The 20,848-nt window shown below is 60.2% G+C and carries 17 protein-coding genes; 7 read left to right on the top strand and 10 right to left on the bottom strand.

Annotation, left to right across the window (positions count from 1 at the left end; all coding sequences use genetic code 11):
* Positions 1-4 precede the first annotated feature (4 nt).
* The 4 genes from ICA15_RS27500 to ICA15_RS27485 form a co-directional block, all read right to left on the bottom strand.
* Positions 5-976 carry a TRAP transporter substrate-binding protein gene (locus tag ICA15_RS27500; protein ID WP_150616433.1) on the bottom strand — a complete coding sequence of 324 codons (972 nt, stop codon included), beginning with the start codon at positions 974-976 and terminating at the stop codon, positions 5-7.
* Between the two features lie 60 nt (positions 977-1,036).
* A complete protein-coding gene (locus ICA15_RS27495) occupies positions 1,037-1,930 on the bottom strand; it encodes an SMP-30/gluconolactonase/LRE family protein (RefSeq protein WP_210555253.1) in 894 nt (297 codons plus the stop codon).
* A 44-nt stretch (positions 1,931-1,974) separates the two neighbouring features.
* Positions 1,975-2,799, bottom strand: coding sequence for an NAD-dependent epimerase/dehydratase family protein (locus ICA15_RS27490; RefSeq protein WP_210555118.1), 825 nt, complete (start codon positions 2,797-2,799; stop codon positions 1,975-1,977).
* Positions 2,800-3,198: 399 nt separating this feature from the next.
* Positions 3,199-4,494: an OprD family porin gene (locus ICA15_RS27485; RefSeq protein ID WP_210555119.1), complete on the bottom strand. Its 1,296-nt coding sequence runs from the start codon at positions 4,492-4,494 to the stop codon at positions 3,199-3,201.
* Between the two features lie 306 nt (positions 4,495-4,800).
* Between ICA15_RS27485 and ICA15_RS27480 the strand changes: the two genes are divergently transcribed.
* The 3 genes from ICA15_RS27480 to ICA15_RS27470 are packed head-to-tail and all read left to right on the top strand — an operon-like array spanning position 4,801 to position 8,266.
* Complete coding sequence (locus ICA15_RS27480) at positions 4,801-6,465, top strand: MFS transporter (RefSeq protein WP_210555120.1); 1,665 nt, start codon at positions 4,801-4,803, stop codon at positions 6,463-6,465.
* Complete coding sequence (locus ICA15_RS27475) at positions 6,462-7,607, top strand: HlyD family secretion protein (RefSeq protein WP_210555121.1); 1,146 nt, start codon at positions 6,462-6,464, stop codon at positions 7,605-7,607. The genes ICA15_RS27480 and ICA15_RS27475 overlap by 4 nt, the downstream gene beginning before the upstream one ends.
* A gap of 38 nt (positions 7,608-7,645) precedes the next feature.
* Entirely contained in the window at positions 7,646-8,266 is a 621-nt protein-coding gene (locus ICA15_RS27470; RefSeq protein ID WP_095190174.1) for a TetR/AcrR family transcriptional regulator, read from the top strand.
* Positions 8,267-8,345: 79 nt separating this feature from the next.
* Here ICA15_RS27470 and preA read toward each other — a convergent pair whose 3' ends face one another.
* The 3 genes from preA to hydA all read right to left on the bottom strand — a co-directional run bounded on the left by preA (position 8,346) and on the right by hydA (position 12,583).
* On the bottom strand, positions 8,346-9,620 hold the full coding sequence (gene preA, locus ICA15_RS27465) for an NAD-dependent dihydropyrimidine dehydrogenase subunit PreA (RefSeq protein WP_210555122.1): 1,275 nt from the start codon (positions 9,618-9,620) through the stop codon (positions 8,346-8,348).
* Positions 9,621-10,988 (bottom strand): NAD(P)-dependent oxidoreductase, encoded by a 1,368-nt coding sequence (locus ICA15_RS27460; RefSeq protein WP_210555123.1) that lies wholly within the window; start codon positions 10,986-10,988, stop codon positions 9,621-9,623.
* A gap of 155 nt (positions 10,989-11,143) precedes the next feature.
* Complete coding sequence (hydA, locus tag ICA15_RS27455; protein WP_210555124.1) at positions 11,144-12,583, bottom strand: dihydropyrimidinase; 1,440 nt, start codon at positions 12,581-12,583, stop codon at positions 11,144-11,146.
* 624 nt (positions 12,584-13,207) lie between these two features.
* Between hydA and ICA15_RS27450 the strand changes: the two genes are divergently transcribed.
* Together ICA15_RS27450 and ICA15_RS27445 are read left to right on the top strand one after the other, a co-directional pair.
* A complete protein-coding gene (locus ICA15_RS27450; protein ID WP_210555125.1) occupies positions 13,208-14,692 on the top strand; it encodes an NCS1 family nucleobase:cation symporter-1 in 1,485 nt (494 codons plus the stop codon).
* Between the two features lie 135 nt (positions 14,693-14,827).
* Complete coding sequence (locus ICA15_RS27445) at positions 14,828-16,111, top strand: Zn-dependent hydrolase (protein WP_210555126.1); 1,284 nt, start codon at positions 14,828-14,830, stop codon at positions 16,109-16,111.
* A gap of 146 nt (positions 16,112-16,257) precedes the next feature.
* Here the strand turns inward: ICA15_RS27445 and ICA15_RS27440 are convergent, their stop codons facing one another.
* Complete coding sequence (locus ICA15_RS27440) at positions 16,258-17,124, bottom strand: CAP domain-containing protein (protein WP_210555127.1); 867 nt, start codon at positions 17,122-17,124, stop codon at positions 16,258-16,260.
* 231 nt (positions 17,125-17,355) lie between these two features.
* Positions 17,356-18,126 carry an alpha/beta hydrolase gene (locus tag ICA15_RS27435; RefSeq protein ID WP_210555128.1) on the bottom strand — a complete coding sequence of 257 codons (771 nt, stop codon included), beginning with the start codon at positions 18,124-18,126 and terminating at the stop codon, positions 17,356-17,358.
* Between the two features lie 112 nt (positions 18,127-18,238).
* Here ICA15_RS27435 and ICA15_RS27430 point away from each other — a divergent pair, with 112 nt between their 5' ends.
* Positions 18,239-19,183, top strand: a complete 945-nt coding sequence (locus ICA15_RS27430; protein WP_210555129.1) for an aldo/keto reductase — start codon at positions 18,239-18,241, stop codon at positions 19,181-19,183.
* Here ICA15_RS27430 and ICA15_RS27425 read toward each other — a convergent pair.
* Positions 19,180-20,079 (bottom strand): LysR family transcriptional regulator, encoded by a 900-nt coding sequence (locus tag ICA15_RS27425; protein WP_150604608.1) that lies wholly within the window; start codon positions 20,077-20,079, stop codon positions 19,180-19,182. The genes ICA15_RS27430 and ICA15_RS27425 overlap by 4 nt on opposite strands.
* Positions 20,080-20,294: 215 nt before the next feature.
* Between ICA15_RS27425 and ICA15_RS27420 the strand changes: the two genes are divergently transcribed.
* Complete coding sequence (locus tag ICA15_RS27420; RefSeq protein ID WP_150604609.1) at positions 20,295-20,771, top strand: cupin domain-containing protein; 477 nt, start codon at positions 20,295-20,297, stop codon at positions 20,769-20,771.
* Positions 20,772-20,848: the final 77 nt, after the last annotated feature.

Raw genomic sequence — 20,848 nt, 5'->3', positions numbered from 1 at the left:
AGAGTTACTGAACGGCTTCGATGCGCTTGATCAGGTCGGCGTAAGGCGCGCCGTACTTCTCGCGGACCGAGGCGGTGGCCTCGTAGAACGGTTTTTTGTCGACGGTGATGAACTCGACGCCGGCAGCCTTGAGTTTCTCTTCACTGCTGGTGGACTTGGCGTCCCACAACGTGCGTTCCTCGGCCTGCGCGGCTTTGGCTGCTTTCTTGACCAGTACTTGTTGATCGGGAGTCAGTTTTTCCCAGGTGATTTTCGACATCACGATGGGCTCGGGCAGGATCAAGTGACCGGTCAGGCTGTAGAACTTGGCGTTCTGGAAATGGTTGTGTTCGAGCAGGGTAGGCGGGTTGTTTTCCGCCCCGTCGATCACGCCGGTTTGCAGGGCACTGAAAATCTCGCCAGTGTCCATCGCAATGCCGTTGCCGCCCATCGCATTGATGGTGTCGATGAACATCGGGTTGCCTTGCACGCGAATCTTCATACCCTTGAGGTCTTCGAGTTTGCGCACCGGTTTCTTGGTGTAGATGTTGCGCGTGCCGCCGTCCATCCAGGCCAGGGCTACCAGGCCGAATTCGGAATTGGTGATCTTGTCGAGAATCGCATCGCCGACTTCGCCGTCAATGACTGCGCGCATATGCGCCTGATCGCGGAAGATGAACGGCATGTTGAACACGTTCACATCCGGTACCACCGGACCGACGATGCCGAGACTGACGCGGGTCATCTGGATCGCGCCGACCTGCGCCTGTTCGATGACCTCTTTCTCCGAGCCGAGCACACCGCCCGGGAAATACTTGAAGGTCAGGTCGCCATTGGTTTCCTTGGTCAGGGCTTCGCCCATGCTTTTTTCGGCGACTACCGTTGGATAACCGGCGGGGTGGATGTCGGCGAATTTGATTTCCAGGGCCTGAGCGGCTCCGGCAAAGGTGAACATCAGAGGAAGTGCAGCGGCGAGCAAGGTGCGTTTGAAGTCCATGGGGGTGTCTCCAGTCTTGTTATTTTTGTGTTCAAGGCACAGCGGTGCAGCAGAGGCGGGTTAAAGCAAATCGTCGAAAAGTGGTTCCGGCAGGCCTTTGACGCCGGGGTTCAGGGCGAACACGCCGCCGGCCAGAGACTGCGGGTCGTGGTCATCGCCGGGGCGAATCGAAGCGACAAACAGGGTGTCCATTCGGGCGCCACCAAAGGCGCACATGGTCGGTTTTTTCACCGGCACCGGCAGCGAGTAATCAAGGCGACCATCGGGGGTGAAACGGTGGACGAGGCCGGCGTCGTTGGCGCAGATCCAGTAGCAACCGTCGGCATCGACCGCCGCGCCATCGGGGCGACCGCAGTGCTGATTCATGTCGACGAAGACTCGGCGGTTCGACGGTGTGCCGCTGGCAGTGTCGTAATCGAACGCCCAGATCAGTTGCACGTTGGGATGCGAATCGGACAAATACATGGTTTTGCCGTCGGGGCTGAAGCCGAGGCCGTTGGGCACGATGAAACCGTCGAGTTGCGCGTCGATCACTCCAGACTCGGTGGCGCCGTAGCGATAGAGCCGACCTTCGGGCGCGTTCAAACCCATGTTCAGCACCATGCTGCCCGCCCAGAAACGGCCCTGGCGGTCGCAACGACCATCGTTGAGGCGCATGTCTTCGCGGCTGTGTTCGACCGTGGCGAGCAATTCGCTGTCGAGGCTGCCGTCCGCGTTTGGGTGCAGGCGGAAAAAACCGGTTTCCATGCCCGCGACCCAGCCACCTCGGCTGTGAGGGGCGATGCAGGCAAGCATTTGCGGGGCTTTCCAGGCGTGAACATGCCCGGTGTCGGCGCTCCAGCGCTGCAGGCCGCCGTTGGGAATATCCACCCAGTAGAGGGCATTCTCCTGCGGCACCCAGACCGGGCTTTCACCGACCGCGTTGCGGGCGTCGACGATCAATTCGGCTTGCATACTCATTCCCTTGGTTCTTATTGGAGGGGGATCAAGTGGACAGGTCAGTCACCAAACGGGCCGGCCGCAACGAAGGCGCCGCCCTGATAGATGCGCGCCGGGTCATCGGCGGCCGGCATCGGTTGCGCCTCGACTTTTTCGCGGAACACTTCAGAGCTGTCCTTGGCTTCGAAGCCGAGGTGACTGGCGAAGCGGTTGTCCCACCAAACGTCCTTGTTGTCGGACATGCCATACACGATGGTGTGGCCGACGTTGGGGGTGTACAGCGAGCGTTCGAGCAGTTGCGTGAGGTCGTCGAAGCTCAGCCAGGTGTGCATCATCCGGCGATTCTGTGGTTCCGGGAACGAGGAGCCGATGCGAATGCTCACGGTCTCGATGCCGTAGCGATCGAAGTAAAAACTGGCCATGTCCTCGCCGTAGGACTTGGACAAGCCGTAGTAACCATCGGGACGGCGGGCGGAGCTGGCGTCGAGCTGCTCGTCCTGTTTGTAGAAACCGATGACGTGGTTGGAACTGGCGAAGATCACCCGTTTCACGCCATGCAGGCGTGCGGCTTCATAGATGTGGAAGACTCCGCAGATGTTGGCGCCGAGAATCTCTTCGAACGGTCGTTCAACGGACACGCCGCCGAAATGCAGGATCGCGTCGACGCCTTCGACCAGTTGATGCACGGCGTTTTTGTCGGCGAGATCGCACAGCACGACTTCTTCACGATCATCCACGGCCGGGGTGAGGGCGGCGATGTCGGACAAACGCAGCACATTGGCATAAGGCCGCAGACGTTCGCGCAAGACTTTGCCCAGGCCGCCGGCAGCACCGGTCAGCAGCAGGCGATTGAATGGAACGCGGGTGGTGGAGGTAGACGTCATGGCAAGCCCTTACACGTATTGTTTTTAGGGTTGTTGTAGGTTGTCGTATGACTGCGCTGAAGTATCGGTAGGGTTTCCGGATCTTGTCAACGCGACTTTCGGTGTAAATGACGGAAGGGCTGATTACCCGATTCTCGCCTGACAATGCGATCCCTGTAGGAGTGAGCCTGCTCGCGATGGCGCAGTGTCTATCAACATCAATGTTGAATCTGCCGCCCTCATCGCTGGCAAGCCAGCTCCCACAGGTATCAAAGGCACGTACGATTCCTGTATTCACCACCAACACTGTGGGAGCTGGCTTGCCAGCGATGAGGGCGGTGTAGGCAACATTTGCATTGACTGACATGACGCCATCGCGAGCAGGCTCACTCCTACAGGGGGTGGCGGTGACCCAGTGAGTTACAACAACGAAATCGGATAGCTGATAAAGAGCCGGTTCTCATCAAACTCGTTGGTGCTGAAGTCTCGGCGAATTGTCGCGTTGCGCCATTTCACGTTGAGATTTTTCAGCGGCCCGCTCTGTACGGTGTAGGCCAGTTCCGATTCACGGCCCCATTCCTTGCCATCGCTGGTGGTAGCGGTGTGGACGTTATCGCCGCTGATGTAGCGGTTCATCATGGTCAGACCGGGAACGCCGAGCGCGACGAAATTGTAGTCATGGCGAACCTGCCAGGAGCGTTCCTTGGCGTTGTCATAACTGGCGTTGTAACTGTCGTTGGCCAGGGTGCCGCCGCTGGTGCCGTTGACGCGCATCCACGCATCGTCGCCGCCGAGTTTCTGCAGGCCGACGTAGAAGGTGTTGCCGCCGTATTTGGCCGAGAGCATGGCGAATGCGGTTTTGTTGTCGAGATCGCCTGCCTGCGCGCTGCCGTCCTCCTTGCCGGTGAAGAAACCGAGGTTGGCGCCCAGCGTCCAGTCGCCGATTGGCTGGCTATGGCTGAGATTGAAGTATTGCTGCTGGTAGATGTCGGTGAGTTCGGCGTACCACACGCCGACCAGGGTGCGCTTGTCGTTGAAGGCGTATTCACCACCGCCGAAGTTGAAACGGTCGGACGTGAACGCGCCGCGGCCGTTCATTGACATGTCTTCCATGCTCGCGTCGTTGCGCGGGCTGTTGCCGCGAAACTGGCCGCCGTACAGGCTCAAGCCGTTGATCTCGGTGGACGTGATCTGGCCACCGCGAAAGGTTTGCGGCAGGGAGCGGCCATCGTCGGAACGCAGGATCGGCAGCACCGGCATCCACTCGCCGACCTTCAGTTCGGTCTTCGACACTTTGGCTTTCAATGCCACACCGAGGCGACCGAAGTTTTCTGCCGGGCGCCCGTCATCGTGGATCGGCAGCAGCTGTGTACCGCCGGTGCCTTTACCGCCATCGAGTTTCTGCGAGTACAGCCCGAGCATGTCTATGCCGAAACCCACTGTGCCTTGGGTGAAGCCGGACTTGGCATCGAGAATGAAGCTCTGCGTCCACTCTTCAGCCTTGCCCTGCGCATTGTTCGGGTTGGTGAAGTTGCGGTTGAAGTAGGCATTGCGCAGGTTCAGCGTGGCTTTGCTGTCTTCGAGAAAACCTTCAGCAGCGGCGCTCATTGGCAAGGCAAAGGCGAGGCTGCTGCAGCCGATCAGACTTAAGGTGAGGCGAGGGCGGGTGACAGAAAATCGGAAAGGGCGGACGGAATTGCAGACGAGTGTGCTCACTGGGTCGCTCCCTGTATCAGTTGTTGTTTTTATTATTTGTTATACGTCGTCGTACAACATGGGTGCGGATATTTCCTAGGTTTCACTGGAAAGTCAACAGGAAGTTATACGATGACTTCACGCCAGATGTCCCTGTAGGAGCTGCGGCACGCTGCGATCTTTTGATCTTGTCTTTGAAATCCAAATCAAAAGATCGCAGCCTCGTTTCACTCGACAGCTCCTACAGGGCTTTTTGTTGTCCATGGAAATGTGTGTTGCGGCAACTTTTGCGGCAAACTTCGTTCACCTCCCGCACAAGGCCTTTCAATGGATCAATACGCCCCGCGCAACTGGCAGCCTCACGAGAAGCCCAGTTTGCCCGGTTCCCCCTCGACGCCACTGCACTCCAATCCCAAGCGACTGGCCTATGCGCTGGTGGGTTTGCTGGTGGCGTTGACCGGCGGTTTGGGCAATTCGCTGGTGGTCGCCAATCTGATTTACCTGCAGGGCGCGCTCGGTGCGACCACGGCGGAAATGGCCTGGCTGCCGGCGGCGTATGTGATGACCAACGTGTCGATGAACCTGCTGCTGGTCAAGTTTCGTCAGCAGTTCGGTTTGCGTGCGTTCACCGAGGTGTTTTTGGTGCTGTATGCGCTGGTGACCTTCGGCCATTTATTCGTCAACGATTTGAACTCGGCAGTGGCGGTGCGTGCGGCGCACGGCATGGTCGGCGCGGCGTTGAGCTCCCTGGGTCTGTATTACATGGTCCAGGCATTTCCGGCGAAATGGCGGATGAAAGCGCTGGTGCTCGGCCTCGGCAGCTCGCAGTTGGCTTTGCCGCTGGCGCGATTGTTTTCCGAAGATTTGTTGCAGATTGCCGAATGGCGCGGGCTGTACCTGTTCGAACTGGGCATGGCACTTCTGTCGCTGGGTTGTGTCTTGCTGCTCAAGCTGCCGCCCGGAGACCGCTTCAAGACTTTCGAAAAACTCGACTTTCTCACCTTCGCGATTCTTGCCAGCGGTGTGGCGTTGCTCTGCGCGGTGCTGTCGCTGGGGCGGATCGACTGGTGGCTGGAGGCCGACTGGCTCGGCGTCGCCCTGGCCGGTTCGATCGCGTTGATCCTCACGGGCCTGGCCATCGAGCACAACCGCAGCAACCCGATGTTGATGACGCGCTGGCTCGGCAGCGGGGTGATGATTCGTCTGGCGCTGGCGGTGATCCTGATTCGCATGGTCACCTCCGAGCAATCCACCGGTGCCGTTGGCTTCATGCAATACCTCAACATGAGCAGTCAGCAGTTGTACAGCCTCTACGTGGTGATGATGATCGGCAGCGTCGCGGGATTGTTGACCAGTGCGCTGACCATCGACCCAAAACATTTGTTGATGCCGTTGATCATCTCGCTCGCATTGATGGCGACGGGTTCCGTGATGGACAGTTTTTCCAACAATCTGACCCGCCCCGAAAACCTGTATTTCAGCCAGTTTTTGCTGGCGTTCGGCAGTACGTTTTTCCTCGGCCCGACCATGGTTTTAGGCACGCGCAACGTGCTGACCAATCCGCGTAATCTGGTGAGCTTTTCCGTGTTGTTCGGGATCTGCAATAACCTTGGCGGCTTGATTGGTGCGGCGTTGCTCGGGACGTTTCAGATCGTTCGCGAGAAATTTCATTCCAGCCAGATCGTCGAGCACCTGACGCTGTCTGATCCGTTAGTGGCCGCGCGGGTGCAGAGCGGCGGTTCAGCCTACGGCTCGTTGCTGGCCGACCCGAACCTGCGCAATCTGGCCGGGATTCGCAGCCTGGCCAATGCCGCGACGCGTGAAGCCAATGTGCTGGCCTATAACGACGTGTTCATGCTCATCGCGGTGATCGCGGTAGCGACCATGATCTGGTTAACCATTCGTGCGCTGTGGCTGATGAGTACCACCAAAGCCGTCGCCGCTCCTCCCGATAAGCCTTCCGTACCTGACAGCGGTGCCATTTCTTCATGACCGAACCGACCACTACCACCACCACCAATGCCATTGCTGCCACGCCCGAGGGTGTGGCGCCGCCGTCATCGCCGAACACCGAGCCGCGTTCGCTGCGGGTGCGGATTATCTCGTCGTTAGGCTTTGCCGCGATTGCCATCGTCGGCGTGTTGATCGTGCTGTATGCCTGGCAATTGCCACCCTTCAGCAGCGCCGTCGAAACCACCGAAAACGCCTTGGTGCGTGGGCAGGTGACGATCATCGGCCCACAGCTCGCCGGCTACGTTTATGAAGTGCCGGTGCAGGATTTCCAGTATGTGAAGGCCGGCGATTTGCTCGTGCGTCTGGATGACCGCATTTATCAGCAACGCCTCGATCAATCGCTGGCGCAACTGGCCGTGCAGAAAGCCGCGCTGGCCAACGTGGTGCAGCAACGCAACAGCGCCGAAGCGACGATCAAGTTGCGTCAGGCAGTGGTCGCCGACAGCGAGGCGCAGTTACGCAAAAGTGCGGCCGATCTGCGTCGTAACAAGGAACTGGTGAGAGACGGCTCGGTGTCAAAACGTGAGATGGACGTAGCACTGGCGGCCGACGCACAAAGTATCGCGGCCGTCGCCCAGGCCAAGGCCAATCTGGAAATCGCCCGTCAGGATCTGCAAACAGTGATCGTCAATCGCGGTTCGCTGGAGGCCGCGGTGGCCAGCGCCGACGCCGCCGTGCAACTGGCGCGGATCGATCTGTCGAACACGCGCATCGTCGCCCCGCGCGACGGCCAGCTCGGGCAGATCGGCGTGCGTCTCGGCGCGTACGTCAACTCCGGGGCGCAGTTGATGGCTTTGGTGCCGAACCAGAAATGGGTGATCGCCAACATGAAGGAAACCCAGATGAACAACGTCCGGGTCGGGCAACCGGTGCACTTCACCGTCGACGGGTTGAACCACCGCAAATTTACCGGGCATGTGCAGCATATTTCCCCGGGCACCGGCTCTGAGTTTGCCTTGTTGCAGGCGGACAATGCGACGGGCAACTTCGTCAAAATCGCCCAGCGGGTGCCGGTGCGCATCACCATCGATCCCGATCAGCAGGAAGAGGAACGGTTGCGGCCGGGGATGTCGGTGGTGGTAAGTATTGATACGGCGGCGGGGGATACCCAGCCGCATTGACCAACACTCTTCGAAAACGTTGTTGCCAGGGAGCCCACATGGGCAATCACAAGATCGAGATTCGCCGCAGTAACGTCGAAAAAATCCTCCTCGCCGCGGAAAAAGTCTTCGCCGAAAAAGGCTTCGGCAGCACCGCCATGGCTGACATCGCCGCTGAGGTGCAACTGCCGCGTTCCAATCTGCATTACTACTTCAGCACCAAGAGTGAGCTGTACAGCGCGGTGCTGTTTGATCTGCTGGAAGTGTGGAAGCAGGACGCGTTGTGCTTCGAGATGTTCGATGACCCGCGGGTGGTGCTCAGCAGCTATATCCGCGCCAAGATGAACCACTCGCGCAGCCGGCCGTATGGCTCGAAAGTCTGGGCCAATGAGATTATTCATGGCGCGCCGACGTTGGGCGAGGCGCTGGATGTCAGCCTGTATGACTGGGCGAAGATGAAGGAAGCGAAGATCCGTCAGTGGGTTGAAGACAAGCGGATCTTGCCGGTAGAGCCGTCGAGCCTGCTGTACATGATCTGGGCGTCGACCCAGCATTACGCCGACTTTGATCATCAGGTGAATATCCTGAACGATCACCAGCCGCTGTCGGACATGCAGTTCGAGCGGGCGGTGCAGACGGTGACGAGTGTGATTTTGCGCGGGATCGGGTTGGAGCCCTAGCGCAAAAGATCACAGCCTTCGGCAGCGCCTACAGAGATTGTGTAGGAGCTGCCGAAGGCTGCGATCTTTTGATCTTGAATCAGACCGCAACGTGATACGGATTCCTCGGATCATGATTCCAGTCGAGAAACGGCTTCCCCGTCTCCATCGGCACCATCTCGATGCAGTCCGCTACCGGGCAGGTGATCTGGCAAAGATTGCAGCCCACGCACTCATCATCGATCACTTCATATTTATGCGTGCCATCGGCCTCGCGAACACTGCTGATCGCCTGATGTGAAGTGTCCTCGCAAGCAATGTGGCATCGCCCGCAACCAATGCACGCCTCCTGGTCGATCTTCGCAATCACCTGATAGTTGATGTCCAGGTACTTCCAGTCCGTGGTGTTGCCCACCGCACGCCCGGAAAACTCACTGATGCTGGCGTAGCCCTGACTGTCCATCCATCGCGACAGCCCATCCTTCATCTCCTCGACAATCCGAAAGCCATGCAGCATCGCCGCCGTGCACACCTGCACCGCGCCGCTGCCCAGCGCCATGAACTCCGCGGCATCACGCCAACTGCCGATGCCGCCGATGCCACAGATCGGCAGGCCCTGGGTCAGTGGATCGCGGGCAATTTCCGCCACCATGTTCAGCGCAATCGGTTTCACCGCCGAGCCGCAGTAACCGCCGTGGGTGCTTTTGCTGCCGACGGTGGGCAGGGCGACCATGTGTTCCAGATCGACGCTGGTGATCGAGTTGATGGTGTTGATCAGCGACACCGCATCCGCGCCACCGCGATGCGCTGCGCGGGCGGCGACGCGGATGTCGGTGATGTTTGGCGTCAGCTTCACGATCACCGGCAACGAGCAATAAGTCTTGCACCAGCGCGTCACTTGTTCGACGTACTCGGGCACCTGGCCGACCGCCGCACCCATGCCGCGCTCGGGCATGCCGTGGGGGCAGCCGAAGTTGAGTTCGATGCCGTCGGCCCCGGTGGCTTCCACCAGTGGCAGGATGTGTTTCCACGATTCCTCTTCGCACGGCACCATCAGCGATACGATCAGCGCGCGGTCCGGCCAGTCCTTTTTCACCTGGGTGATTTCGCGCAGGTTGATCTCCAGCGAGCGGTCGGTGATCAACTCGATGTTGTTGATGCCCAGCACTTCGCGGTTGTTGCCGTAGTGCGCCGAGTAACGCGACGACACGTTGACCGCCGCCGGGTCCTCACCCAAGGTTTTCCAGACCACGCCGCCCCAACCCGCCTCGAAGGCGCGGACCACGTTGTAGGCTTTGTCGGTCGGCGGCGCGGAGGCCAGCCAGAATGGGTTAGGGGCTTTGATGCCGGCGAAGACTATCGAGAGATCGGCCATTTACGCAGCCTCCACGTTAAGCATCAGTTGAGCATTGATCGCCTCGGCGGCGAGCTTGCCGTGTTGCACCGCTTGCACCGTCAGATCCTGATCGAGGCTGGTACAGTCGCCACCGGCATACACGCCGGGAATGCTGGTGCGCAGGTTTTCATCGACCTCGATACGTTCGCCCCGACGCTTGAGTTCACGGGCCATCGGGTCGGCGAGGGCGCTGCCGTCGAAGGACTGACCGATGGCTTTGAAGATCGCATCGGCCGCCAGGTCGAAGGTTTCCCCGGTGGTTTGCAGACGGCCGTCGACCAGATCCGTGCGGGCGAAACGCATGCCGCGCACGCGGCCCTGATCATCGAGCAGCACCTCTTCCGGTTGCGCCCAGGTCAGCAGGCGCACCTGATTGGCTTTGGCGATGTCTTGTTCGTGGCCGGTCGCGCCCATGTCCGCCGCGCCACGGCGATACACCAGATTCACATCGCGGGCACCGAGACGCGCCATTTGCACCGCCATGTCGATCGCGGTATTACCGGCGCCAAGGACGATGCAGCGCTCGGCCAGCGGCAGTTGCGTCAGGTCGTCGGCCTGACGCAGTTCGCGGATGTAATCGGTGGCCGCGAGCAGGCCGGGGGCGTCTTCGTGGGCCAGGCCAAGTTGTTTGCTGGCGTTGAGGCCGAGGCCGAGGAACACCGCGTCGAACTGTTGATGCAATTCGCTGAGGGTCAGGTTTTCGCCGAGTTTTTGCCCATGGCGGATTTCAATGCCGCCGATTTGCAGGAGGAAATCCAGCTCTTTCTGCGCGTAATCGTCGACCAGTTTGTACTTGGCGATCCCGTATTCATTCAGCCCGCCAGCCTTTTCCCGCGCTTCGAAAATCACCACATCGTGACCGTGCATGGCGCTGCGATGGGCGCAGGACAAACCCGCCGGCCCGGCGCCAACCACCGCGATGCGCTTGCCGGTGGCAGTGGCGCGTTGGAACGGATGTTCGGTGAAGTGCGCGTTGTCCACGGCGTAGCGTTGCAACAAGCCGATCAACACCGGCGCGCATTCCTGAGCGTTGTTGCGCACGCAGGCTTGCTGGCAGAGGATTTCGGTCGGACAGACCCGTGCACAACTGCCGCCGAGGATGTTCGCCGAAAGGATTTTCTGCGCGGCACCGGGCACGTTGTCCTGATGGATGTTGCGGATGAACGAGGGAATATCGATCTCGCTCGGGCACGCATTGACGCATGGCGCGTCGTAGCAATACAGGCAGCGCGACGCTTCCAGATGGGCCTGACGATCGTTGAGCGGCGGCGCCAGATCGGTGAAATGACCGGCGAGGGCGGCCGCGCTTTCGTGCGGGTGGGGGAGATGGTTCAGGGTCTCGATCACGGTTTTTTGCCTCACGGTTTGCTGCCTCTGACGGGCATTGGTTTTTGTGGCGTTCGGGATGGCCTCATCGCTGGCAAGCCAGCTCCCACAGGGATCTATGGTGCTCACATAACCTTGTGGGAGCTGGCTTGCCAGCGATAGGCCGAAGGCCGCTTTCAGCGTTTCACAGCAACTGGCTTATGTTGCTCGGCCCGCTTGCTCAGCAAATCAAACACCGCCGGATACGCCGGTCGTTCGATGTACCGTCCGGCACCCCGTTCGGCGCGCAAGTCGCCATCGGCCCAGACCACCCGGCCCTGGCTGACGGTATGGCTCGGCACACCGCGCGCGGTCTTGCCTTCGAAGATATTGAAGTCCACCTGCTGATGGTGGGTCTTGGCGGAAATGGTCCGCGTGCCTTGCGGATCCCACAGCACCAGATCGGCATCGGCGCCGACGCGAATCGCGCCTTTGCGTGGGTAGAGATTGAAGATCTTCGCGGTGTTGGTGGAGGTCAGCGCGACAAAATCCTGCATCGAAAAACGCCCGGTATTCACCCCTTCATCCCACAACAGCGCCATGCGGTCTTCGATGCCTGCCGTGCCGTTGGGGATCTTGCTGAAATCGTCGCGCCCGGCGGCTTTTTGCTCGGCGCAGAAACAGCAGTGGTCAGTGGCGGTGGTGTGCAGATTGCCGTTTTGCAGACCCTGCCACAGCGCTTCCTGATGGCCGCGTGGACGAAACGGCGGACTCATCACGTAACCGGCGGCCGTTTGCCAGTCCGGGTGCTGATAGACACTGTCATCCAGCAATAGATGGCCGGCCAGAACCTCGCCGTAAACCGGTTGGCCCTTGCTGCGCGCATAGGTGATTTCGTCGAGGGCTTCCTTGGTCGAGACATGCACCAGGTACAACGGTGTGCCGATTGTTTCGGCAATGCGAATGGCCCGGCTCGCGGCTTCGCCTTCAACCTGCGAAGGACGCGACAGCGGATGCGCTTCCGGCCCGGTGATGCCCTGGGCCATCAATTTGCGTTGCAGGTGATAAACCAGCTCGCCGTTTTCCGCGTGCACAGTCGGCACCGCGCCGAGTTCCAGACAGCGCTCGAAGCTCGCCACCAGCGTGTCGTCGGCGGCCATGATCGCGTTTTTGTAGGCCATGAAATGTTTGAAGCTGTTGATTCCGTGATGGCTGACGAGCTCGGCCATTTCCTCGCGTACCTGCTCGCTCCACCAGGTGATCGCGACATGGAAGCCGTAGTCCGAAGCCGATTTTTCCGCCCAGCCACGCCACTGATGAAACGCCTCCATCAACGACTGCTGCGGATTGGGAATCACGAAATCGATGATCGACGTGGTGCCGCCGGCCAGACCCGCAGCGGTGCCGCTGAAGAAGTCCTCGCTGGCCACGGTGCCCATGAACGGGAGTTGCATATGAGTGTGTGGATCGATGCCACCAGGCATCAGGTATTGACCGCTGCCGTCGAGCACTTCGGCGCTGGCGGGAACATCAAGGTTTTCACCGATGGCTTTAATCACGCCGTCAGCGCAATAGACGTCGGCGCGATAACTTTCATCATGGGTAACAACGGTGGCGCCACGGATCAACAGAGACATTCCGAGTTCCTCGCAGGCATGACCGACTTGTGCCGGTTCTAAATGTTTTATTGATGTACAGCGGTGAAGGGCGTATTCCTGTCAGCGCTGTCAGGAATAGAAACTAGTCTCAGTTTTGCAATAGATCAAGATTATTTTTTATAAGCTTATATCTGATTTAAGTAATTGAAAAATAACGATAAAAACTATAAATCACCAAAATGGTGAGCCCGCTCACCATTTTGACGCACTTGACAGGATGGAAATATGGTCAAGATTTCTTATGTGAAATCAGCCGCTTGAAGTTGAGCTGCGGTTGATCGCTCACAAACAAAAAAAGTGCAGTGCACCAGTTTGAGTCCTGTCTGTTCGGACAACTTGCCAGGCGTTTAGCCTGAGCGCCCAGACAAGTTTCCGAAGGTTCACCCGGTGAATAATTAAAATCGAGCAATATCAGAAAGTTGCAATGCGTTTAATGCACGGCCCGAGCGCTGAGCGGAACACCCGGCACGTTTATTGATGCCGCCGCTGACACCATGGCCGGTGCATGAAAGTTGTCAGTTCCTCCGGCCATCGTCCGGCTCGCGCCCCATGCGCCAGCCGCCTGATGAGCAAAAAAATAATCAGAAGAACAGTGGAGCGGCCATGCAACAGATCAGATCGCAAGTGACCGAGCGCGACGGCTTGTTTGAGCTTGAAGCCGGCAGCGACGTCCTCGACAGTCCCCGTTACAACCACGACATGGCACCGACCAAGGTGCGCGAACGAACCTGGAACAAATGGCACATCACCGCATTGTGGGTAGGCATGGCTATCTGCGTGCCGACCTACACCCTGGGCGGCGTGCTCACGGCGTATTTCGGCCTGAGCGTCGGTGAAGCGTTGTTGGCGATTCTGTTCGCCAACGTCATCGTGCTGATTCCGCTGACGCTGAATGCTTTTCCCGGCACCAAGTACGGCATTCCGTTTCCGGTATTGCTGCGCTCCTCGTTCGGCATTCTCGGTTCCAACGTGCCGTGCCTGATCCGGGCGCTGGTGGCGTGCGGCTGGTTCGGCATTCAGACGATGTTTGGCGGATTGGCCATTCACCTGTTTCTCGGTTCGGTGTTCGAGGGCTGGAAATCCCTTGGCGGCACCGGCGAAGTGATTGGTTTCATGGTGTTCTGGGCACTCAACCTGTGGGTGGTGATCCGCGGTGCAGAGTCGATCAAGTGGCTGGAAACCTTGTCCGCGCCGCTGCTGGTCGCGGTCGGTATCGGCCTGCTGGTGTGGGCGATGCCCAATGTGTCGATGACCGAACTGCTGGCGATCCCGCCCAAGCGCCCTGAAGGCGCAAGCGTGGTCAGTTACTTCGCCGCGGGGCTCACCGCGATGGTCGGCTTCTGGGCCACGCTGTCGCTGAACATTCCTGACTTCAGCCGTTACGCCAAGAGCCAGAAGGATCAGATTGTCGGGCAGATCATTGGCCTGCCGCTGACGATGTTCCTGTTCGCCTCCCTCGGCGTGATCATGACGGCCGCGTCAGTGAAACTGGTCGGTGTGACCGTCTCCGATCCGGTCACCCTCATCGGTCACATCCAGAGCCCGGTATGGGTCGCGGTGGCGATGGCGTTGATCATCATCGCGACGTTGTCGACCAACACCGCTGCCAACATCGTCTCGCCAACCAACGACTTTCAGAACATCGCGCCGAAGGTCATCAACCGCACCAAAGCAGTGTTGCTGACCGGGCTGGTGGGGCTGGTGTTGATGGCCCATGAACTGTTGAAAAAACTCGGTCTGATCGTCTCCGACGTCAGCCTCGAAACCGTGTATTCGAACTGGCTGCTGGGCTATTCAAGCCTGCTCGGGCCCATCGCCGGGATCATGGTGGTGGACTATTTCCTGATCAAGAAACAACAACTGGACCTGGCCGGGTTGTACCGCGACGACGTTTACCCAGCGTGGAACTGGGCCGGGTTCGTCGCGTTTGGTGTGCCGGTGGTGCTGACATTGCTGTCGCTGGGCAGTGATGCGTTCAGTTGGTTTTACAGCTACGGCTGGTTCACTGGTTCGGCGCTGGGTGGAATCATTTATTACGGGTTGTGCGTGATGCGTGCGCAGCCTTCCGGCGTGAAATCGGCGGTGTAGCGCAGGGCCTCATCGCGAGCAGGCTCACTCCTACATTTTGGAATGCGTCCCCCTGTAGGAGTGAGCCTGCTCGCGATAGCGGTTCACCCGACACCAGAAAAATATCCATAAGAAAAGCAGCCTGAGGAGATCCCCATGAACGCAGCTGTAGACGTTCTGCAATCGACCCATCAGCACATCAACCGCGACCGCTTGTGGGCGTCGCTGATGGAACTGGCCAAGCTCGGCGCCACGGTCAAGGGCGGTGTCTGTCGCCTGGCCCTGACCGACCTCGACCGGCAGGCCCGCGACCTGTTTGTGCAGTGGTGCAAGGACGCCGGATGCAGCGTCACGGTCGATGAAGTCGGCAACATCTTCGCCCGTCGCCCGGGGCGCAATCCGAGCCTGCCGCCGGTGATGACCGGCAGCCATATCGACACGCAACCCACCGGCGGCAAGTTCGACGGCTGCTTCGGTGTACTCGCCGGGGTCGAAGTGTTGCGAACGCTCAACGACCTCGGCGTGGAAACCGAAGCGCCGCTGGAAGTGGTGGTCTGGACCAACGAAGAAGGCTCGCGTTTCGCCCCGTGCATGATGGGTTCTGGCGTGTTCGCGGAAAAATTCACCCTCGAAGAAACCCTCGCCAAAGTCGATGCCGATGGCGTCACCGTTGGCCAAGCGCTAAATGCGATCGGCTATGCCGGACCGCGCAAAGTCAGCGGGCACAAGGTAGGCGCCTATTTCGAGGCGCACATCGAACAAGGTCCGATTCTGGAAGACGAACAGAAAACCATCGGTGTAGTGCTCGGTGCATTGGGGCAGAAATGGTTCGACCTCAAGCTGCGTGGCGTCGAAGCCCACGCCGGTCCAACCCCGATGCACCTGCGCAAGGACGCATTGGTCGGCGCCTCGGTCATCGTCGGCGCCGTCAACCGCGCCGCCCTCGGCCATCAACCCCACGCCTGCGGCACGGTCGGTTGCCTGCAAGCCTATCCGGGTTCGCGCAACGTCATCCCCGGTGAGGTGCGCATGACGCTGGACTTCCGCCATCTGGAACCGGCGCGCCTGGACTCGATGATCGCCGAGGTGAAGCAAGTCATCGAGGCGACCTGCGAAGAACATGGTCTGAGCTATGAACTGACCCCGACAGCCGACTTCCCGCCGCTGTACTTCGAGAAAGGCTGCGTCGACGCCGTGCGCAGTGCCGCCAATGGTCTGGGCTTGTCGAACATGGACATCGTCAGTGGCGCCGGCCACGACGCAATTTTCCTCGCCGAGCTGGGGCCTGCCGGGATGATCTTCGTGCCGTGCGAAGGGGGCATCAGCCACAACGAAATCGAAAACGCCGCACCGGATGATCTGGCGGCGGGGTGTGCGGTGTTGTTGCGGGCGATGCTGGCGGCTTCGGCGATGGTGGCGGGGGGACAACGCGCGGCTTGAAGATCAAAAGATCGCAGCCTGCGGCAGCTCCTACACGGGAGATACGAATCCTGTGTGGGCGCTGCCTTCGATTCTGCGCAAGGAGCTTTTGAAACTGGGTTTATCAGCATCCATAACTGATGTGCCGCCAATTTGCTCGGCGACGATCACGGCGCGCCAAACAGCATCGTCCAGTAAGTCCCCTCATCGCTGCGCGCCTCACTGGCAAACCCCGCGCCGACCTGAGTAAATATCGGGTTCATCAAGTTAGCGCAGTGCCCGGGGCTGGCCAGCCATCCCGCCATCGCCTTGCCCGGAGAACTCTGCCCGGCCGCGATATTTTCGCCGATCTGCCGACCCCGATAGCCCGCCGCCCGAGCGCGATCAGCTGGCTGGTCGCCGTCCGGATCGCGGTGGGCGAAATAGTTGCCGTAGGCCATGGCTTTACTGTGGCCTTGTGCGGCAGCGCCGAGCGCGGCATTCCAGCTCAACGGCCGCGCCGCAGCGAAACGCTGGCGCCCGCACAGTCGTGGCCGGGCGCGGGCGGCATTGACCTCGGCCAACAGGGCTTTACCGACGCTACGATTATCGCCGACACGGCTGTCGAGTACCGGTCGTGCCAAGACCACTTGCCATTCACTGAGCGCACGGCTGATGCCGATGTCGGCGTACTGAGCGTCCAGCAACGCACCGCAGTAGTCGCTTTGCAGCCTGTCGAAAGCTTCTTCGGCATCCTGCGCGCCGACAATGCGGATGCTGCGCACTGTCACCGCCGAGTAACCAGACGACTTCAACGCATCGCGCAAGCCACCGCCGTAACGATGACCGACCGGTAGCGCCAGGTTTGACTTCAAGGCCAACGGCGCCATGCGTTGCGCGGAGCGGCGATCGCAACGTTGCGGGTGGGCGCGGTAGTCATTGATGGCAGCCAGCAGTCGCTGCTCCGCACCGGCGTGGGCGGACTCGGCGAGCAGGGGGGAAAAGATCAGCAGGCACAGCGAAACGAAGCGAGACGAACGGACGGCGTGGCGCATGGGGCGAACAGCTCTGAAGAAGTACAGCGCTAGAGGTGGGTTGGCCGCAGAAAACGGCGCGACTAGGACTGGGTTTTTGCCACTTGGTTCAGCGGACCGCCCCCTTCGCGTGCAATTGCCCCGACAAACCCTGTAGGAGCTGTCGAGTGAAACGAGGCTGCGATCTTTTAAAGATCAAGATCAAAAGATCGCAGCGTGCCGCAGCTCCTACAGGATTACCGTGCGATGGAGTCAGCGATTCAACACATCCCCCATCCACTGTAAATACTCCCCCCGCTCGGAAATCGAGTTGTGCCCCGAAGCCGGCACAACCTTGAGCAGCGCAACACCTTTGGGGAAAATGCCCAGCAGTCGCTCGGTGCTGGCGCGGGGAATCACCTCGTCATCACTTGCCGCCAGCAACAACGTCGGCACGCGGATATGCGCGGCGTATTTGCCTGACTCGAAGCGATCCTTGAGCAGCCACTTCACCGGCACCCACGGATATTGCCGCGTGGCGATTTCTTCGAGGCTGTTGTAGGGCGTGACCAGAATCAACTGCTGCACCGGACGTTGACTAGCCAGGCGAACGGCGACACCCGAGCCCAGACTGCGTCCAACCACAGCAATCTGCGCATGGCTGGCATACACCTGATCGAACAGTGCCAAGGCATCTTCGGCAATCGCCTCTTCGGATGGCGAACCACCGCTGCCGGCGAAGCCTCGGTAATTGAGCAGGTACAACGCGTACTCGGGAAATGCTTCAGCGAACTCCGGCAAGTTGCGCGACACGTCCTCGGCATTGCCGCCGAAATAGATCAACGCACGCGGGCCGACGCGTTCGCGGGTGGTGACCCAGATGTCCGCGTCCGGCATCGACAGTTTCAGCCGCGAATCCAGCGAATCGACGGCGCTCGGCTGCGGAAAATAGATCAGCGAGCGCTGAAAAACGAACAGCGCCGCGCACAGCACCAGGTAAGCGCCGACAATCAATGCGACGAGTGACATCAGGGTTCGGGACATTCGGCTACTTTTAACGGGGTGGGCAGGTTCGCTGTCGCAGTGTAGTCCAGCGCTGGCAGGCGGCAGCCTGCGCACACAACGTGCAACAGATCCACGCAGCAGGGGAACCAGCATGAGCCACACTGAGGGTTACTCTCGTCGCCGATTGCTCACGCTGGCTGCCGGCGTTTCGGCGGTGTTCACCTTTGATCGGGCGTTGGCCAATGCCACGTCGTCCGCCGCTCCCGGAGGCCAAGCCATGCAGACCCGTGCCATCCCATCCAGCTCCGAGTCCCTGCCCATGGTGGGTCTGGGCACCTATCGCGGCTTCGACGTCGCGCCGGGCGATCCGGCCTATCGGCAACTGCCGGCGGTCCTCGACGAACTGTTCGCCAAGGGTGGCACGGTGGTCGACAGCTCGCCCATGTATGGCCGCGCCGAAGAAACGACCGGTGAACTGCTGTCGATCCACGAACCGCGCTCGCCGGCATTTTTGGCGACCAAGGTGTGGACGAGGGGGCGTGAGGAAGGCATCGCGCAGATGGAGCAGTCGTTCAGTCTGTTGCGTACCGAGCGTATCGACCTGATGCAGATTCACAATCTGCTCGACTGGCAAACCCACCTGCCAACCCTGCGCGAATGGAAGGCGCAGGGACGCATTCGCTACATCGGCATCACTCACTACACGTCGTCCGCTTATGACGAAGTCGAAGCGGTGCTGAAAGCCGAGCAACTGGACTTCCTGCAAATCAACTACGCCCTCGATGACCGTGGCGTGGAAAAACGCATCCTGCCGCTGTGCCGTGAGCGTGGGGTGGCAGTGATTTGCAATCGGCCGTTTGGTGGTGGTGGCTTACTTGCCCGGCTCAAGGGCCAACCCCTGCCAGCCTGGGTGTCGGACGTGCAGGTCAACAGTTGGCCGCAGTTGGCGCTGAAGTTTTTGCTGGCGCACCCCGCGGTCACTTGCGTGATTCCCGGTACCGGTAACCCGCGCTACATGGCGGATAACGTCAAGGCCGGGTTCGGGCCGATGCTCACCGATGCGCAGCGGCATCAGTTGATTGCGTTGGTGCGTTAGTTTTCACCGCGAAACCGCAACGCCTCCAGCAACAACGCAAACGCCGGTGCCGCCTGCCGCCGGCTCGGGTAGTAGAGGTGATAACCGGCAAACGTCGGGCACCAGTCTTCCAGCACTTGCACCAGACGACCCTCGGCCAGATGTTGCGCGACGAGGTTTTCCGGGATGTAACTCAGGCCGAAGCCATCCAGTGCTGCATCGAGCAACGGGTAGACGCCGTTCAAGGTGATTTGCCCGGACACCCGCACGTTCAAGCTTTCGCCGTCCTTTTCGAATTCCCAGGTGTACAGCCCGCCGTTGGTGGGCAGGCGCAGGTTGTTGCAGGCGTGCTCGGTCAGATCGCGCGGGGTATTTGGCGCTGAACGAGTGGCAAAGTAGGCCGGCGAACCGACGACGGCCATGCGCATGTCCGGGCCGATGCGCGTGGCGATCATGCCTTGCGCCACGTCTTCACCCAGACGTACACCGGCATCGAAACCCTGGCCTGCGATATCGACGAAGCCGTAGTCGCAGCAGATCTCAACGGAAATGTCCGGGTATTGCGGCAGGAATGTCTTGAGCACCGGGCGCAGCAGCCAGTCCAGCGAATGGTCGGTGGCGCTGATGCGAATCTTGCCGGCCGGGGTGTCGCGCAGGTTGCTCAGGGCGGCGAGTTCCTGCTCGATCTCTTCGAAGCGCGGGCCCACGGTTTGCAGCAGATGTTCGCCGGCCTCGGTGGGGGAGACGCTGCGGGTGGTGCGGGTCAGCAGGCGCAAGCCGAGGCGTGCTTCGAGTGCGCGAATGGTATGGCTGAGCGCCGACTGCGAGACGCCGAGCTTGGCCGCGGCTTTGGTGAAACTGCGCTCGCGCGCTACGGCGAGGAATGCGAGCAGGTCGCTGGCGTTTTCACGAAGCATTGATCAGTTTCCTGCATAAGTTTTTTCGAATTCTAGTCGATTATCTAAACAGTACGGCCCGGTAAAGTGAACGCACGTCTCGTGTAGGCGCTGGCGCAGGCTGCGATCTTTTGATCTTGCTTTTCTGCGGGTCAAGATCAAAAGATCGTCCGATCGCGGCCCGAGCCTTCGGCAGCTCCTACAGGGGGGATTGAATCATTTTTCTGGAGAATGTCATGAACCCGATTGCTGCCTCTGCGCTGACTCTTTCCTTGCTCGCTGGCGATGTTCAGGCCAATGAACCCGCGCGTGTGACCGTGACTCCCAATGGCTCGCAACCTTCGGCCAAGGGACCGAGTGACTGGTTTGTCGGCACGGTGCGCGTCGATGCGCCGTTCAAGGGCACCGACGAGGCGCGAGTCAGTGGCGCCACGGTGACCTTTGAACCCGGCGCACGCACGGCGTGGCACACCCATCCGTTGGGTCAGACGCTGATTGTTACTGCCGGTTCAGGTTTTGTGCAGGAATGGGGCCAGCCGATTCGCGCGATTCGGCCCGGCGACACGGTGTGGATTGCACCGGGGGCCAAGCATTGGCATGGCGCAGCACCGACGACGGCGATGACGCATATCGCCATTGCTGAAGTGTTGGACGGCAGTGTGGTGGAGTGGATGGAGCAGGTGAGTGAGGCGCACTATCCGCGCACCGAGTGACCCGATGACCCTCACCCCAGCCCTCTCCCGGAGGGAGAGGGGGCCGACCGAGGTGTCTGGCGCTATGCATCGACCTG

Source organism: Pseudomonas sp. P116 (genome assembly GCF_020149425.1).
GTDB lineage: Bacteria > Pseudomonadota > Gammaproteobacteria > Pseudomonadales > Pseudomonadaceae > Aquipseudomonas > Aquipseudomonas anatoliensis.
Note: the sequence above shows the minus strand (reverse complement) of the source record. Positions and strands in the feature narration are given on the sequence as shown.